The sequence below is a fragment of the Clostridium sp. FS41 genome (assembly GCF_000954015.1).
Taxonomy (GTDB): domain Bacteria; phylum Bacillota; class Clostridia; order Lachnospirales; family Lachnospiraceae; genus Enterocloster; species Enterocloster citroniae.
In genome coordinates, this window is the sequence record NZ_JYHN01000073.1 from 1 (window position 1) to 13,122 (window position 13,122).

Annotated in this window: 19 protein-coding genes and 1 tRNA gene; 13 read left to right on the plus strand and 7 right to left on the minus strand. The window is 48.2% G+C overall.

Annotated features, from left to right (window positions below; all coding sequences use genetic code 11):
- The 3 genes from CLFS41_RS24670 to CLFS41_RS24680 all read left to right on the plus strand — a co-directional run.
- The coding region (locus tag CLFS41_RS24670; protein ID WP_242856911.1) for a hypothetical protein at positions 1-362 on the plus strand (362 nt) is incomplete at its 5' end.
- Positions 350-2,296 (plus strand): hypothetical protein, encoded by a 1,947-nt coding sequence (locus CLFS41_RS30865; protein WP_045093818.1) that lies wholly within the window; start codon positions 350-352, stop codon positions 2,294-2,296. The genes CLFS41_RS24670 and CLFS41_RS30865, both read left to right, overlap by 13 nt.
- Entirely contained in the window at positions 2,293-3,135 is an 843-nt protein-coding gene (locus CLFS41_RS24680; protein WP_045093819.1) for an NlpC/P60 family protein, read from the plus strand. Before CLFS41_RS30865 ends, CLFS41_RS24680 begins: the two co-directional genes overlap by 4 nt.
- 17 nt (positions 3,136-3,152) lie before the next feature.
- Here CLFS41_RS24680 and CLFS41_RS24685 read toward each other — a convergent pair whose 3' ends face one another.
- On the minus strand, positions 3,153-3,338 hold the full coding sequence (locus tag CLFS41_RS24685) for a hypothetical protein (protein WP_045093820.1): 186 nt from the start codon (positions 3,336-3,338) through the stop codon (positions 3,153-3,155).
- Positions 3,339-3,456: 118 nt separating this feature from the next.
- On the opposite strand from CLFS41_RS24685, the gene CLFS41_RS24690 reads away from it, so the two are divergent.
- Positions 3,457-3,684, plus strand: a complete 228-nt coding sequence (locus CLFS41_RS24690; RefSeq protein ID WP_045093821.1) for a helix-turn-helix transcriptional regulator — start codon at positions 3,457-3,459, stop codon at positions 3,682-3,684.
- Between the two features lie 68 nt (positions 3,685-3,752).
- On the opposite strand, the gene CLFS41_RS30500 is transcribed toward CLFS41_RS24690, so the two are convergent.
- Genes CLFS41_RS30500 through CLFS41_RS24700 form a run of 4 tightly spaced genes read right to left on the minus strand, consistent with a single transcriptional unit; the run spans position 3,753 to position 4,674 of the window.
- Entirely contained in the window at positions 3,753-3,917 is a 165-nt protein-coding gene (locus CLFS41_RS30500) for a hypothetical protein (RefSeq protein WP_200895112.1), read from the minus strand.
- Between the two features lie 42 nt (positions 3,918-3,959).
- Positions 3,960-4,322 (minus strand): hypothetical protein, encoded by a 363-nt coding sequence (locus tag CLFS41_RS24695; protein ID WP_045093822.1) that lies wholly within the window; start codon positions 4,320-4,322, stop codon positions 3,960-3,962.
- Positions 4,294-4,437, minus strand: coding sequence for a hypothetical protein (locus CLFS41_RS30165; RefSeq protein ID WP_161797509.1), 144 nt, complete (start codon positions 4,435-4,437; stop codon positions 4,294-4,296). Before CLFS41_RS30165 ends, CLFS41_RS24695 begins: the two co-directional genes overlap by 29 nt.
- A gap of 15 nt (positions 4,438-4,452) precedes the next feature.
- Positions 4,453-4,674 (minus strand): hypothetical protein, encoded by a 222-nt coding sequence (locus tag CLFS41_RS24700; RefSeq protein ID WP_045093823.1) that lies wholly within the window; start codon positions 4,672-4,674, stop codon positions 4,453-4,455.
- Positions 4,675-4,838: 164 nt separating this feature from the next.
- Here CLFS41_RS24700 and CLFS41_RS24705 point away from each other — a divergent pair, with 164 nt between their 5' ends.
- From CLFS41_RS24705 to CLFS41_RS24720, 5 genes are all read left to right on the plus strand, one after another.
- Positions 4,839-5,060, plus strand: coding sequence for a helix-turn-helix domain-containing protein (locus CLFS41_RS24705; RefSeq protein ID WP_045093824.1), 222 nt, complete (start codon positions 4,839-4,841; stop codon positions 5,058-5,060).
- A gap of 86 nt (positions 5,061-5,146) precedes the next feature.
- Positions 5,147-5,302 carry a hypothetical protein gene (locus CLFS41_RS30290; RefSeq protein ID WP_162531739.1) on the plus strand — a complete coding sequence of 52 codons (156 nt, stop codon included), beginning with the start codon at positions 5,147-5,149 and terminating at the stop codon, positions 5,300-5,302.
- A gap of 124 nt (positions 5,303-5,426) precedes the next feature.
- Entirely contained in the window at positions 5,427-5,879 is a 453-nt protein-coding gene (locus CLFS41_RS24710; protein ID WP_045093825.1) for a hypothetical protein, read from the plus strand.
- Positions 5,876-6,163 carry a hypothetical protein gene (locus CLFS41_RS24715; RefSeq protein ID WP_045093826.1) on the plus strand — a complete coding sequence of 96 codons (288 nt, stop codon included), beginning with the start codon at positions 5,876-5,878 and terminating at the stop codon, positions 6,161-6,163. The genes CLFS41_RS24710 and CLFS41_RS24715 overlap by 4 nt, the downstream gene beginning before the upstream one ends.
- Before the next feature lie 15 nt (positions 6,164-6,178).
- Entirely contained in the window at positions 6,179-6,400 is a 222-nt protein-coding gene (locus CLFS41_RS24720; RefSeq protein ID WP_045093827.1) for a hypothetical protein, read from the plus strand.
- A 170-nt stretch (positions 6,401-6,570) separates the two neighbouring features.
- Here the strand turns inward: CLFS41_RS24720 and CLFS41_RS24725 are convergent.
- Positions 6,571-6,644: transfer RNA gene (locus tag CLFS41_RS24725), tRNA-Val, on the minus strand.
- Positions 6,645-6,911: 267 nt separating this feature from the next.
- Between CLFS41_RS24725 and ade the strand changes: the two genes are divergently transcribed.
- Positions 6,912-8,651 carry an adenine deaminase gene (gene ade, locus CLFS41_RS24730; RefSeq protein ID WP_045093831.1) on the plus strand — a complete coding sequence of 580 codons (1,740 nt, stop codon included), beginning with the start codon at positions 6,912-6,914 and terminating at the stop codon, positions 8,649-8,651.
- Between the two features lie 126 nt (positions 8,652-8,777).
- On the plus strand, positions 8,778-9,671 hold the full coding sequence (locus CLFS41_RS24735) for a S8 family peptidase (protein WP_045093828.1): 894 nt from the start codon (positions 8,778-8,780) through the stop codon (positions 9,669-9,671).
- A gap of 114 nt (positions 9,672-9,785) precedes the next feature.
- Here CLFS41_RS24735 and CLFS41_RS24740 read toward each other — a convergent pair whose 3' ends face one another.
- The gene (locus tag CLFS41_RS24740) at positions 9,786-10,646 is read right to left on the minus strand and encodes a class I SAM-dependent methyltransferase (RefSeq protein WP_045093829.1); all 861 of its coding nucleotides are present in this window, start codon (positions 10,644-10,646) and stop codon (positions 9,786-9,788) included.
- 299 nt (positions 10,647-10,945) lie between these two features.
- Between CLFS41_RS24740 and CLFS41_RS24745 the strand changes: the two genes are divergently transcribed.
- A complete protein-coding gene (locus tag CLFS41_RS24745) occupies positions 10,946-12,304 on the plus strand; it encodes a cell wall-binding protein (protein ID WP_007869358.1) in 1,359 nt (452 codons plus the stop codon).
- 390 nt (positions 12,305-12,694) lie between these two features.
- Entirely contained in the window at positions 12,695-13,012 is a 318-nt protein-coding gene (rpsJ, locus tag CLFS41_RS24750) for a 30S ribosomal protein S10 (RefSeq protein ID WP_002566515.1), read from the plus strand.
- Positions 13,013-13,122: the final 110 nt, after the last annotated feature.

Genomic DNA, 13,122 nt, shown 5'->3' on the forward strand with positions numbered 1-13,122 from the left:
GGCAGAAAGGCAATGCTATGAGGACACTAAGATTTAGAGTATCCGGCCAGGAGTTAACAAGGGCTCCTGGCTGTGATTTTAGCAACATTATCGCGGGGACATCCGGGTATCTCCAGGTGGCGTTTGAGTTTGGGCCAGACTGGGACGACACGGTCCGGGTGGCAGCTTTTTATCCCCGCTTGCAGGACCGTGAAGTAGCCACGCTGATCAGGGATGGATCCTGCATTGTGCCAGACGAGATAACACCTTGTGATGAGTTTAAAATCGGAGTGGTGGGACAGCGCGAGAATGGGCAGCGGATAACAACCAACTTGATCACCATCAGGCAGGAGAAAGGGAGTGGACAGGCATGGCAACAGTAGACGAGATCCTTACAAGACAGGCTTATGCAGCTGGGGATGAGACATGGACCAAAGATAATAACTATCCATCCTACACCATGTACGCGGAGCCGGAGTATGTCCCGGTCACCAACAAGCGCATTGCAGATTTTAATGACCAGGTATCAGTCCGGGGTGAGCAGAACGCCCAGTTTGTGGGCTTCCAGCTGCCCAGATATGATGATGCAATGGATCTGACCAAGCAGAACCTGTACATCCACTATCAGACCGTCTATGGTGGCAGTGACGGCGTACCCTGTAATGTATCATGGTCGGACAATTACGTCAGGATGTGCTGGATGATACCGGGACAGGCAACGCAGCAGCCGGAAGCAATACAGATGATGATCTATGCAACCGGCACCAACAGCGTGGGAGATCGGACCGTCTGGAAAACCCTGCCGGCAACATACACCATCCATGACGGCCTGGAGATAGGCGGGGGGATCCCGGAACCGGACCCGTCCTGGTATGAGCAATTCGTGGCGCAGATGGAGGGTAAGGTATCCACTGCCCAGGGATACGCCAATGATGCCCAGGCCAGCAAGACTGCGGCTGCTGGATCAGCCACGGCAGCAGCACAGTCTGCGGATGCATCCGCAAAGGCCCTGGCAGAGAATAAGGACTACGTGGAGAGCCAAAAAGAGACATTTGTGGGCTACAATAAGCGCGAGACTGATCTTAAGTATGCCAATGTCCTGATCGGCTCTGCATCCGGTACTGGGCGGGTTACAGTGGGGGATGCGTGGGGGACGCCGATACCTGACCTGGGGGTTGCGGGCAAGAGTGATCAGTTTACCACGACCGGGGCACAGTTGTTTGATGCCAGTAAGATACCGGTATTAACAGCAGGCGGGGCAACAGTCGTGGGTACAGCTGATGGAGGATATAGGATTTCTGGTTCCGGGGATTTAACGTCCAGTTTTTATGAGACCGTAAAGATAACTGACATAAGTATGTTAAAGCCTGGAAACATTATGCTCAAGTCCGAAGCCACCGTACCGAAATTGTCTATAAAATTAATCAATAGCTCTTCAGCAACTTTGCTTGAGCTATCTGAAAATCAGACAAAAACAATAACAGAGGATATGCTAAACACGGAAGGCGTGTATTTGCAGTATATGTTGTATGGCCCTTCTTCTCGGACTATTACTCCGGGGACATATTACCCTATGTTATATCAGGATGGTGATGGGACTTGGGAACCTTACACCGGAGGTCAACCCTCCCCCAGCCCAGATTATCCGCAAGAGATTGTGGGTACAGATGTTACGGCAGTGACGGTGTTGGGAGATGATAATCAATCCAAAACCGCAACTATCCAACTAACAGCCCCACTACATGGTATCGGGGAGTACAGGGACAGGATCACTATGACTAAACGCATTGACCGGTGCGTGGAGCTGACATTTGATGGGAGCGAAGATTGGCGAGTACGATCATGGTCCAGACCGACCACTTCCGGCTTCTACGCATTAGGCGGACTGCCTGAGAAGATGCGTGCAAGGCCCGGACTATGCAACCAGGGTACGGTTACGCCTGGGGAAACAGAAGGGGTAATAAATCAGATCTGGCTGGGATCAAGCCCAACATACGGAAGTGTAGATCTGTATGTTATGAACAATAGCTTTTATAATGCGGAAGCTGATGACAAGGGCCTTGCTGCTTGGAAAGCCCATCTTGCATCTCATCCACTTAAGATAGTTACCTATCTGGATACCCCAGTGGAGACAGACCTCCCAGCCGCAACCCAATCCGCCCTAAACGCCCTTACCACCTTTACCGGCACCACCCACATCACCATCACTGCCGGAGGGCCGGAACCAGACGTGGCGGTGGAGTATGTGCAGGATACTAAGGCGGTGATCGCGGATATCATGGCACAGATAAATGAAATTAGAGGAGGTACGACATGACAGCATTATTAAGGAGACAGGCCGTGATCGACAAGTATGCAGAGATCATAGGCCGCAACATATACAGCCAGTCCTTACGGGATTACTGCTATAAGGCATACAAGGACGGCAACTATTACAGTGATTGCAGCAGCTCCATCTGCTACGCTTATCAGCAGGCAGGGCAAGGCTTCGGGATCACAAACACCGCAGGCATGTACAACTCTACCAAACTGACCACAGTGGATGCAGACATAGCCCAGGGCATCCCTGACACGTCCCGGTTACGACCAGGGGACATGCTGCTGTTTGCCGGTACGGATGCCAGCAGGCCAAAGCGGATCGGCCACGTGGAGATGTACTGTGGAGATGGTATCATCTGCGGACATGGATCAGGCAGACCGTCCTACAAAGACCTGGCGGCCTACTGCAAGAGCCGGTATAACTCCTGGGCATCTGGGGGCTGGAGGAAGGGTCTGGTGGCTGTGAAGCGATACATACAGGATGATGCAGTGATGGAGCCGGAGGAACCTAAATTATCAGGATGGAGACAGAACGAAGATGGATCCCGAAGCTTTTACCTGGGCAACACAGGAGATTGTGTCCGCAATAGCTGGTATCTGGATACAGACGGTAAGTGGTATTGGTTTGACGGCGCCGGTCGCATGGTGATCAACACCTGGTATCAGTACAAGGGTGATTGGTATTACTTGGGGGCTGATGGGGCTATGGTAAAGGGGCTGCAGGCCAGCGGCGGAAAGTGGTATTACCTGGACCAGGACGGCAAGTTGTCCATGGATCCGGTGGTGTTGACGCCCGATCAGGACGGGGCGCTGCGGTGGCCGGGGCTGGCGGAATAATAAAAAGACAGCGGGGATTATTCCTCGCTGTTGTTTTCCAGGTCAATCTGTTGTAGTATCTTTTCTATTTGTGTCTGCAGCTCCTCGTCTGTAGGATATAAAAGCCTTTTCAATTTCTGATATTCAGATGGCTTAAGCCTATTTAAAAACTGCTCGTCTGTTATGATTCCTGATGCCCATAGCAACTTTGTAATCTTATCCATATATCCCCCTTCTACATGCATACGATTGTTTCTATCTAGTGGCAATGTTAACACATATTCTGGATATACTCAATACCATAATGTTACTAATGAGTGGCAAAACAAGGAGGGTAGGATCATGATGATTTTGCAGGATATTCCGCTGGGCCGGAACATACAAAATATCAGAATGGCTAAAGGGATGACGCAAGCGGAAGTTGTAGCACAGCTGCAACTCAAAGGAAGCACCATGTCCCGGAGCACGCTTGCCAATATAGAAAGTTGCAGGCGGAATATTAAAGCCAGTGACCTGAAGCTTCTAAAAGAGATCTTTAATGTGGATTACGCTGAGTTTTTCAAAGACTAATAAAGATGGTAAGGCGGTTGGGAAAGACCGCCTGGAAGCGGGGGAGGGAAAGCGGCAAACCGCTCATACTATTTGACCTTAAATGTAATCTCATGACCCGGATTTTCCTGAATCAGGATCCTTTTCATGTCATCCACCATCATGTTGTTATCCAATGCTGCCTGGATAACCTCCACCAATTTCTGGCCGTCAATATATGCCCATATGTATCTCCGTTTATTTCTTCTTGTCATGATATCCTTTCTCCCCTGGAAACCGCCAGGGGACGGGTGGTTTTATTTTATTATTTCTTTATAAAATATTGTAAATAATCCGCTGGGAAAGGTTGCAGTTCTATCGGCTTCTTTCTCTTCTGGCGTTCTTCCTTTTAAGTTTTTATAAGCTGTGATTTCAAAAGTCCTGCCATCCGCTGTGTTTACTTTAAAATATGCTATTTCGATTATGCTATTTTTGTGATATTCTGTAACGCTAATATCTGTAATAACGGGTTTTTCTCCGCAATATGGGATATGCCACTCCATGATTTCTATTATGCGTTCCATAGTTGGACGTTTCCTGCTTTTAGGATTTGCATACTGAACAAGTTCCGCTGCTCTCTGTTTTCTTTCCTTAATTCTGTTCATCATTTCTCTGGTCATTTTGATTCCTCCTTATAATATTTGCTTCAAAATCAATGTCACGCCAACCAGTTAATTCATCAAATTCTTTCCACATTTCCTGCCACATTTGATTAGTCCGTTCATTTTCTTCCATTTTAATTATCCTCCCTTATAAAGCTATTCTCTCTAATTTTGCTATCCTGGTCTTTATCTCTGCCATCTCATTGGTTAAGTCTGCAATCTTTTCTGCAAAATAATTATGACCACCTACGCTAACTGTGTCTAATCTTTTGAGATTTGCGTTTCTCAATGCATCAACATAAGCTTCTCTTAAATATTGTAAATCCTCTTTGGCTCTGGCTAATCGCTTCTGTGCTTTTGATTTTGTCATGTTATGCCTCCTTTTCTATTTTGCTTGTTTGCCGTTCTCTTAACTTCTGATTACAGTATAAACCAAATATGGTTTAATGTCAATAGAAAATTAAACTTTTTTTGGTTTATTTTTATTGACAATATATAACTAAGAAGATATACTCTATTTATAGGAGGTGCTGTATGTTTGTTTATAAAATAAATGTGATAGAGAGTCTGGATGAAGCTGGCTATAACACAACACGTATCCTGCGAGAGAACTTGATTGGTCAGTCATCAATGCAGAAGATACGAAAAGGAGAAATGGTTGGGATCAAGACATTGGATAGGATATGCGAATTACTTGATATGCAGCCTGGAAACATCATAAAGTATGTGGGAAATAATAAACCAAAAAAAGTTTAAAAAGCATTGACAATAAACCAAAAATGGTTTATAATTAAGATAGTTAAGGAAGGCAGGGTCCTTAGCGAATACAAGGAGGAAAGGAAATGGATGACCAAATGCCAGTATTTAAAAGTTATTTAAGGAGACTGATAAGAGACCTAAAAGATGTAAGGGAAGCACTTAAGAACAAACAATATGATAAAGCGGAAAAGCTTTTAGATGACCTCATTGATGACACACAGAAAGATATAGAAGATTAAAAAAGTCCCATAAGGGACAGGACAAGAACCAAGGGAGGGCGGGCTTGCCACCGCTCCCCCGATTCAATTAATAGTATATCACAGAACTTGTTAAAAAGTCAAAATAGATTGAGGGGTACAAGGGATGAGCAATACAAATATTTTGGGCAATAAGGGAGCATACCACGCTACAGTATGCGCAGAGGATGGGACATGCTGGGGATTTAACGTGAGGGATTCGCACGGTCCAGAATTTACCATGGATCTGGCAAATATGATTTTAGATTTTGCAAATTCGGAATATAAGAAGGGTTGCCCTGCTGGGTACAGTCAGACTGCATATAATCCAGATGCAGTATTTGATGAAGTCAGGCTGGACATGACTGACTATGAGGATGAGACTATCATCATTCCAACCGGTGACGAGATCCGGCGACCGGTTGGAAAAAAGAAGATAGGTAAATACTGGAAAAAGCAAAATGTATTACGGATTATCATTGATGATGTACCAGTTTACGAAAACGATAATGGTAAGATCTGTAGAGATTCGGAAGCTATCATAGATAGTATGCCAATCTGGAATGGAGGGGAAAGATGAATAAATTTAAAGGATTTGCAAACTACGGTGTATTGGCCCATGAAAAAGAGACTGTTTTTACAGCATCCAATGCTGCCGGTTTGGCAGTTACAAGTGATGAAGTTGAGATCACCCTCCCGGATGGCTGGGAGACAGCAGAGAACTGTGCAGGAGAATTGTTAATCTGCGGACCGGCTGGGGACTTTTTAGCAAACCAGATCTTAGCAAGCCAGAACGATAAACCAATGTTGCACTGGTATGATGGGCAATGGAACACCATACCAATGGAGTGGAGCAAGATATAATAAGGAAGTGCGGTAATGTTTAAGACTGGAGACACGTGTTATTTTCTGGAGAGCAACCGTCATGTGGTGGAGGGCACGATCCGATCCTGCGCTGGTGGAAACTATATTGTTAAATACGGGCAGGGAAAGGGCATTAGGCTGTCGGGGAGCAGGCTGTATAAGACCCTGGAGGACGCAGAAGCTGCCATGCCAAGAAAGACAGAAGCGCGGAGGAGAACTCCGTATGATTATATGTAATGGGCGGAGCCGAATGAACGGTTCCGCCGTTTTCGTGTGATACTTCGTGTGATACCGTGTGATACATATGCGGAATTTCTATGCCAAATACGGCATATATGTGCTTTTTCATGCAATCAAAAACCCACGTAATTACGTTGTTTTTCGCAATTACGTGGGTTTTTTATCAGTGGAAGTAATGGGGCTCGAACCCATGACCTTTCGCGTGTGAGGCGAACGCTCATCCCAGCTGAGCTATACTTCCATGAGAATATTATAGCACGATAAATTGGAAATACAAGTGTTTCATTCCTAATAATGTAAAAAAATTGCAGAATATTGTACTTTCCATCATATTATAGTATTATGATATCAACTACATTGGGGCGGATGTACTCTCAAAGTCTCCCCGGAACCCGGCTTTGCGGCTGACAAGAATCAACTCGCAAATCTGGGTGCCGGAGACTCGGAGGGTACACGGATGAATAAAAGGAGGTAGTTTTTTGTGGACCTATATGGGGATTTAAGGAAAATGATGGATGTGGCATCAGGCAGGCGCAAGGCATCCCTGGTATTAAAAGGCGGGACGGTTGTGAATGTTTTTACGGAAAAGACCGAGGTGGCTGATATCGCCATTGAGGACGGATACATAGCTGGCATAGGGGATTATGAGGGGGAGCACAATGTGGACCTGTCGGGCCGGTACATCTGCCCCGGCTTTATTGACGGTCATATACATATTGAAAGCGCCATGGTGTCACCTCCTGAATTTGAGAAGGCGGTCCTGCCTCACGGCACCACGGCTGTCATAGCGGATCCCCATGAGATCGGCAATGTGGCCGGCTGCCAGGGGATCGACTATATGCTGGAGACCACCAAAGACCTGGATCTGGATGTGTTTATCATGATGCCCTCCTGTGTTCCGGCCACGGCTTTGGATGAGTCGGGGGCTGTTCTGGGACCGGAGGATCTAAAGCCTTACTACGACAACCCGCGTGTGCTGGGCCTTGCGGAGGTGATGAACTCCCTGGGAGTGGTTGCCGGAATGGATGACTTGATGGGGAAACTCAGTGATGCCGGCAGCAGGGGAATGGTGATAGACGGCCATGCTCCGTTTTTGGAGGGAAATGGGCTGAATGCTTATGTGTGCGCCGGGGTGCTCTCGGACCATGAGTGTTCAGATATTGATGAGGCGCTGAAAAAGCTTGGCAGAGGCCAGTACATCATGATAAGGGAGGGGACCGCGGCCAGGAACCTGGAGGCGCTGATGCCATTGTTTGCCGCCCCTTATTATGAGCGCTGCATGCTGGTCACGGACGACAAACACCCCGGTGATCTGATCTCCATGGGGCATATTGACTATATCATACGCAAGGCTGTTTCACTGGGGGCGGATCCCATAAAGGCCATTAAGATGGGGACGCTCCACAGCGCCAGGTACTTTGGCTTAAAGGACAGAGGGGCCGTCATGCCCGGACTGCGGGCAGACCTGGCAGTGCTGGAGGATTTAAAAGATTTCCGTGTGCTGGCCGTGTATAAAGACGGGAAACTGGCAGCGGAAAAGGGCGTATGCATTCAGGAAAAGGAGGACAAAAGCCGGGAACTGGCATCTGCATTCCCAAGGGTATTTGATTCCTTCCATCTGGATGAAATTACATTAAAGGACCTGGAGCTGGAAAAGAAGGGAACCATGCAGCGTGTGATCCAGTTTAAACCCCATGAGCTGCTCACACAAGAGAGGATCCTGCCATGGCCGGATGACGATACTGCCGCGGCGCAGGGGCACAGGGCACAGGGAGTGGATCTGAATGAAGACATTGTAAAGGCAGCTGTCTTTGAGCGCCATTTACATACAGGTCATACCGGCATTGGCTTTATTGGAGGATATGGACTGAAGAAAGGTGCAGTGGCCACCAGCGTGGCCCATGATTCCCACAATCTTATTGTCATAGGTACCAATGACAGGGATATGGTTCTGGCAGCCAATGCCGTGAGAAAGAATAAAGGCGGCCTTGCCGTGGCGGTGGACGGACAGGTGACAGGGGAGCTGGCCCTTCCCATCGGCGGCATCATGACCCAGGCTTCCGTGTATGAGGTGGAATCTCAGCTTGAGAAACTGAAGGAACAGACAAGGAAGCTGGGGATCAGCGAAGACATTGATGCCTTTATGACACTTGCCTTTGTAAGCCTGCCGGTGATACCTAAACTGAGGATCAACTCATATGGTGTCATTGATGTGGACCGGCAGGAGGTTGTGGAGGCAGTCTTTTAAACACCCATGGATCTATAAAATTAATTTTCCTTTTCACAACGGTATTTTCCCGGGACTGCGGGCGGCGCAGTGGAACGCAATTCATTTTCCCGGAATATCCTAATAAAAAAAGGAGAATATCGTGATGTGAATCAGGCAAGAGAAGACATAAATTGTGACATCGTATATTCCATGGGAATCACGGGGAAAGGGGTTGGTGTTGCAGTCCTGGACACCGGCGTTTATCTCCATGAGGATTTTAAGGATAGAGTAACAGTCTTTGCTGATTATGTAAACCAGAGGCCGCAGCCCTATGACGACAACGGGCACGGGACTCATATATCAGCTATGATAGGAGGGAGCGGCGCTTCCTCGGAAGGAAAGTACAGAGGGGTGGCGCCTGGATGCAGTCTGATATCTGTAAAGGTACTGGATCACAAGGGAAATGGATATGCCTCGGATGTACTGGCAGGATTAAAATGGATCAGGGAGCACATGCAGGAGTACGGCATCCGCATTGTGAACATTTCAGTGGGCTCCCTTTCCAGACGTGATATGACGGAGAACTCCATATTGGTGAGGGGAGTCAATGCGGCCTGGGATGATGGGCTGGTTGTGGTAGTGGCAGCCGGCAACCATGGTCCGGGCCGTATGACCATTACCACACCGGGGATCAGCCGCAAGGTTATCACAGTGGGATGCTCCGATGACCATAAGGAAGTGGAAGTGATGGGAAGCCGGATGGTGGATTATTCCGGCCGCGGTCCCACTTTGGCATGTATCTGCAAGCCGGATATTGTGGCTCCCGGGTCGGGGATCGTCAGCTGCTGCAATGAGCCCGGCCGGTATTTCTCAAAGTCAGGAACCAGCATGTCAACACCTCTGGTATCCGGCGCCATTGCACTTTTACTGGAAAAGTACCCGGAAATGAGCAACAAGGATGTGAAGCTGCGCATCCGTGAACGGGCCGTGAACCTGGGCCTGCCCCATAACCAGCAGGGGTGGGGAAAACTGGATGTGGCCCGCCTGCTGGAAGATTAGACCAGTAACAGATTGATAAAAATAAAAAATGCCTGAGCCCATCGAAGGATGGGTATCAGGCATTTCACGTTCCGGCGCGCCCGCGCTTTTAGGTACAATGAAGCAATCGGAAACCTACGCCTCCCAGCGCCCGGAAGCCCCGCATGGGAGCACCAGTCCTGACTGGGTTACGGGAAGGCCCACCTCCTGGGCATTGACCGTACCGCCAAAGCGGGGAATCACTTCCACTCCCAGCATGTAGCTCAGCACGGAGGGGGCCAGGCCCGTGGTGTATGAGTTGATCAAAAAGAACAGGGGCTTGTCTGAAAGAAGCTGCACGCACAGCTTTACCAGAGGATGGATGGCATCCTCAATTTTCCAGATCTCACCCTTGGGGCCGCGCCCGTAAGAGGGAGGATCCATTATGACCGCGTCATAGTGGTTGCCTCTGCGGATCTCCCGTTCCACAAATTTTACGCAGTCATCCACGATCCAGCGCACAGGGGCGTCCGCCAGGCCGGAGGAGGCGGCATTTTCCTTGGCCCATGCCACCATGCCTTTGGATGCATCCACATGGGTAACGCTGGCTCCTGCTTTTGCGGCTGCCAGTGTGGCGCCTCCAGTGTAGGCAAACAGGTTCAGCACTTTTATGGGCCTTCCCGCCTGTTTGATCTTATCCCCAAACCAGTCCCAGTTGGCTGCCTGTTCCGGAAACAGCCCTGTATGCTTAAAGCTGAAGGGCTTCAGATTAAATGTAAGGCCATTATATCCAATGGACCACTGCTCCGGCAGGTCGAAGAATTCCCACTCACCGCCGCCTTTGCTGCTGCGGTGATAATGGCCGTTCATGTGCTTCCAGCCCTTGTGGGTCTTAACTGTATCCCAGATGACCTGCGGATCAGGACGGACCAGCAGGTAATTGCCCCAGCGCTCCAGCTTTTCACCATTGGAGCAGTCTATGACTTCGTAATCATTCCATTTGTCGGCAAGCCACATAATTATAAAAACCTCATTTCCTCAATATCTGATGTGATAAGTAGCAGATTGCATCATCCCGGCCGCAGGGTTACTGCCTGGATGAAGTATTATAATACAGAGTATAGTCTAAATTGTGTGTAAACGTCAAGTTTATGATAAAAAAGAAAAAATACAGTCTATCGTAAACAAATTGAAAGATAAATAAGGTTGAATAATTACGGGAGCCTTGATACAATATAGGTTAGGATTGCAGGAGTCTCATACTACGTGAATGGCTTCAGCATGGGCGAGTGCAGATGGGAAGAGGAGCTGAGCATATGAAGAAACATACAGTGGCAGTGTGGGTGCTGGCAGCGGTGCTGTCTTTGGGTACGGCTACGATTTCTGCCATGGCGGCGGAAGGTTGGGCCCAGTCCGGGAGCAGCTGGGTTTACTATGATTCCAATGGAAACCGCGTATATAATGCATGGAAAAAGGGGGCGGACAACCAGTGGCGTTATCTGGACGGTGAAGGCAATATGGCCACTAGCGCCTGGGTTGATTCCGATTATTATGTTGACAGCAATGGTATCATACTCACTGACAAGTGGTTGAAACTGACCAATGATGACGGTGAGTACGAGTGGTACTATTTTGGAAGCAGCGGGAAGATGATGTCCGATGCCTGGAAAAAGATCGATAACAAGTGGTATCATTTTGACGGGGACGGACGTATGGAGCTGGGCTGGATCCTGGATGATATGTACTACACGGGAACGGACGGCGTTATGCGGACAGGATGGCAGAAGCTGGAACCCCCGGATGAGGATGATGACAACAGGGACCGCGTCACACCCGGGATCGACAGTGTAACGGATGATGATGGAAGGTATTGGTACTATTTTTCCTCCAGCGGCAAGAAATTCGCACCGGACAGTTCGGACGGAGATTACACGGCGCGTAAGATAGACGGTACATATTATTGCTTTGATGAGACTGGAGCCATGCAGACAGGCTGGAAGAATGTGCGTTCCTCCTCCAATGATTCCATTGAGGATTACATGTATTTCGGCGCTGACGGAAAGGCCAGGATCGGCTGGTACTCCATAGAACCCCCGGATGACCTGGAAGGCTATGACGGTGATGTGGAGTGGTTTTATTTTACAAACAGCGGCAAGCCAAGGGCTGCCGATACAGAGCGGCTGACCACCAATGATATCGTGAAACTGAACGGTAAATCCTATCTGTTTAACCACCTGGGCAACCCGGTTTACGGACTTAAAAAGGTTTATACGGGTTCCGGGGATGATGACTGGACCACCTTCTATTTCGGTGACAAGAACAAGAGCTGCGTGCAGAAGGGTAAGATAAAGGTCACGGAGGACGATGGCAATAAGTCGGATTTTTACTTTGCGGATAACGGCCGCGGGTACAATGGCGTGAAGGATAACTACCTATATTATAAAGGAAAGCTCCAGAAGGCCACGGACGGCCAGAAGTACGTGTGCTACCGGGTGGATAATAAGAACTATGTGGTCAATTCCTCCGGCAAAGTTATGAAGAGCACAAAGGTAAAGAACAGTGACGGGGTAAAGTTTGTTACCAATGCCAGCGGGCAGCTGACATCAGCGGATGAAGATACGGATATTGATTCCTATGTAACAGAACCCATGGAACCCTATTGCACTGAGGATTAAAACATGGATCATTGGGAAAGACTTCTGGTATAACAGAGGTCTTTTCTTTTTGGCCCGTTGGTCATTGAATCAGTATCATAAATAGCAATGCAGATAACTATGCAGAAAAAAATAAAAAAGTACTTGCATTTAATGGAGATGTATGCTATCATAACAAGGCTGTGGCATGATAGCGTTGAAGCGAGAGGTTGCCGCCCACAAAGTGAGGCGGGTTTTCCGTGGAGCGAATGTCAAGTTAGGAAACTGGCGACAAGTCACTGTACCAATTAAAGAAACTGCAGGATAAATGGCAGAATCAGTGTGGAGTTCCGTTGGGACACACACGGAAACGTGTACAGTCACCGCTTGTCGTACTTGGTTTAGAAGTGCGAAAAGGAGGCGACTTTTTTTATGGCAAGTCAAGTAATGAGAATCACTTTAAAGGCTTATGATCATCAGTTAGTAGATCAGTCCGCCGGCAAAATCATCGAGACTGTAAAGAAGACAGGATCACAGGTGAGCGGACCGGTACCGTTACCAACCAAGAAAGAGGTAGTAACCATTCTGCGTGCTGTTCATAAGTACAAAGATTCCAGAGAGCAGTTCGAGCAGAGAACTCACAAGAGACTGATCGACATCACTGCTCCAAGCCAGAAGACAGTTGATGCACTGTCCAGACTGGAAATGCCGGCTGGTGTGTACATCGACATCAAGATGAAAACAAAATAATATTTGTTTTCAAGGGAAAATGTTTATATCCTGAAGGGTTTAAATTATAGAAGCAACACTGCATTTCCTGTTGAGGAATCAACATACCGCACCCGTCCCCCGGGCGTCAG

Coding starts and splice junctions, on each gene's coding strand:
- CLFS41_RS30865 (WP_045093818.1), top strand. CDS start 350: ATGGCAACAGTAGACGAGATCCTTACAAGACAGGCTTATGCAGCTGGG.
- CLFS41_RS24680 (WP_045093819.1), top strand. CDS start 2,293: ATGACAGCATTATTAAGGAGACAGGCCGTGATCGACAAGTATGCAGAG.
- CLFS41_RS24685 (WP_045093820.1), bottom strand. CDS start 3,338: ATGGATAAGATTACAAAGTTGCTATGGGCATCAGGAATCATAACAGAC.
- CLFS41_RS24690 (WP_045093821.1), top strand. CDS start 3,457: ATGATGATTTTGCAGGATATTCCGCTGGGCCGGAACATACAAAATATC.
- CLFS41_RS30500 (WP_200895112.1), bottom strand. CDS start 3,917: ATGACAAGAAGAAATAAACGGAGATACATATGGGCATATATTGACGGC.
- CLFS41_RS24695 (WP_045093822.1), bottom strand. CDS start 4,322: ATGACCAGAGAAATGATGAACAGAATTAAGGAAAGAAAACAGAGAGCA.
- CLFS41_RS30165 (WP_161797509.1), bottom strand. CDS start 4,437: ATGGAAGAAAATGAACGGACTAATCAAATGTGGCAGGAAATGTGGAAA.
- CLFS41_RS24700 (WP_045093823.1), bottom strand. CDS start 4,674: ATGACAAAATCAAAAGCACAGAAGCGATTAGCCAGAGCCAAAGAGGAT.
- CLFS41_RS24705 (WP_045093824.1), top strand. CDS start 4,839: ATGTTTGTTTATAAAATAAATGTGATAGAGAGTCTGGATGAAGCTGGC.
- CLFS41_RS30290 (WP_162531739.1), top strand. CDS start 5,147: ATGGATGACCAAATGCCAGTATTTAAAAGTTATTTAAGGAGACTGATA.
- CLFS41_RS24710 (WP_045093825.1), top strand. CDS start 5,427: ATGAGCAATACAAATATTTTGGGCAATAAGGGAGCATACCACGCTACA.
- CLFS41_RS24715 (WP_045093826.1), top strand. CDS start 5,876: ATGAATAAATTTAAAGGATTTGCAAACTACGGTGTATTGGCCCATGAA.
- CLFS41_RS24720 (WP_045093827.1), top strand. CDS start 6,179: ATGTTTAAGACTGGAGACACGTGTTATTTTCTGGAGAGCAACCGTCAT.
- ade (WP_045093831.1), top strand. CDS start 6,912: ATGATGGATGTGGCATCAGGCAGGCGCAAGGCATCCCTGGTATTAAAA.
- CLFS41_RS24740 (WP_045093829.1), bottom strand. CDS start 10,646: ATGTGGCTTGCCGACAAATGGAATGATTACGAAGTCATAGACTGCTCC.
- CLFS41_RS24745 (WP_007869358.1), top strand. CDS start 10,946: ATGAAGAAACATACAGTGGCAGTGTGGGTGCTGGCAGCGGTGCTGTCT.
- rpsJ (WP_002566515.1), top strand. CDS start 12,695: ATGGCAAGTCAAGTAATGAGAATCACTTTAAAGGCTTATGATCATCAG.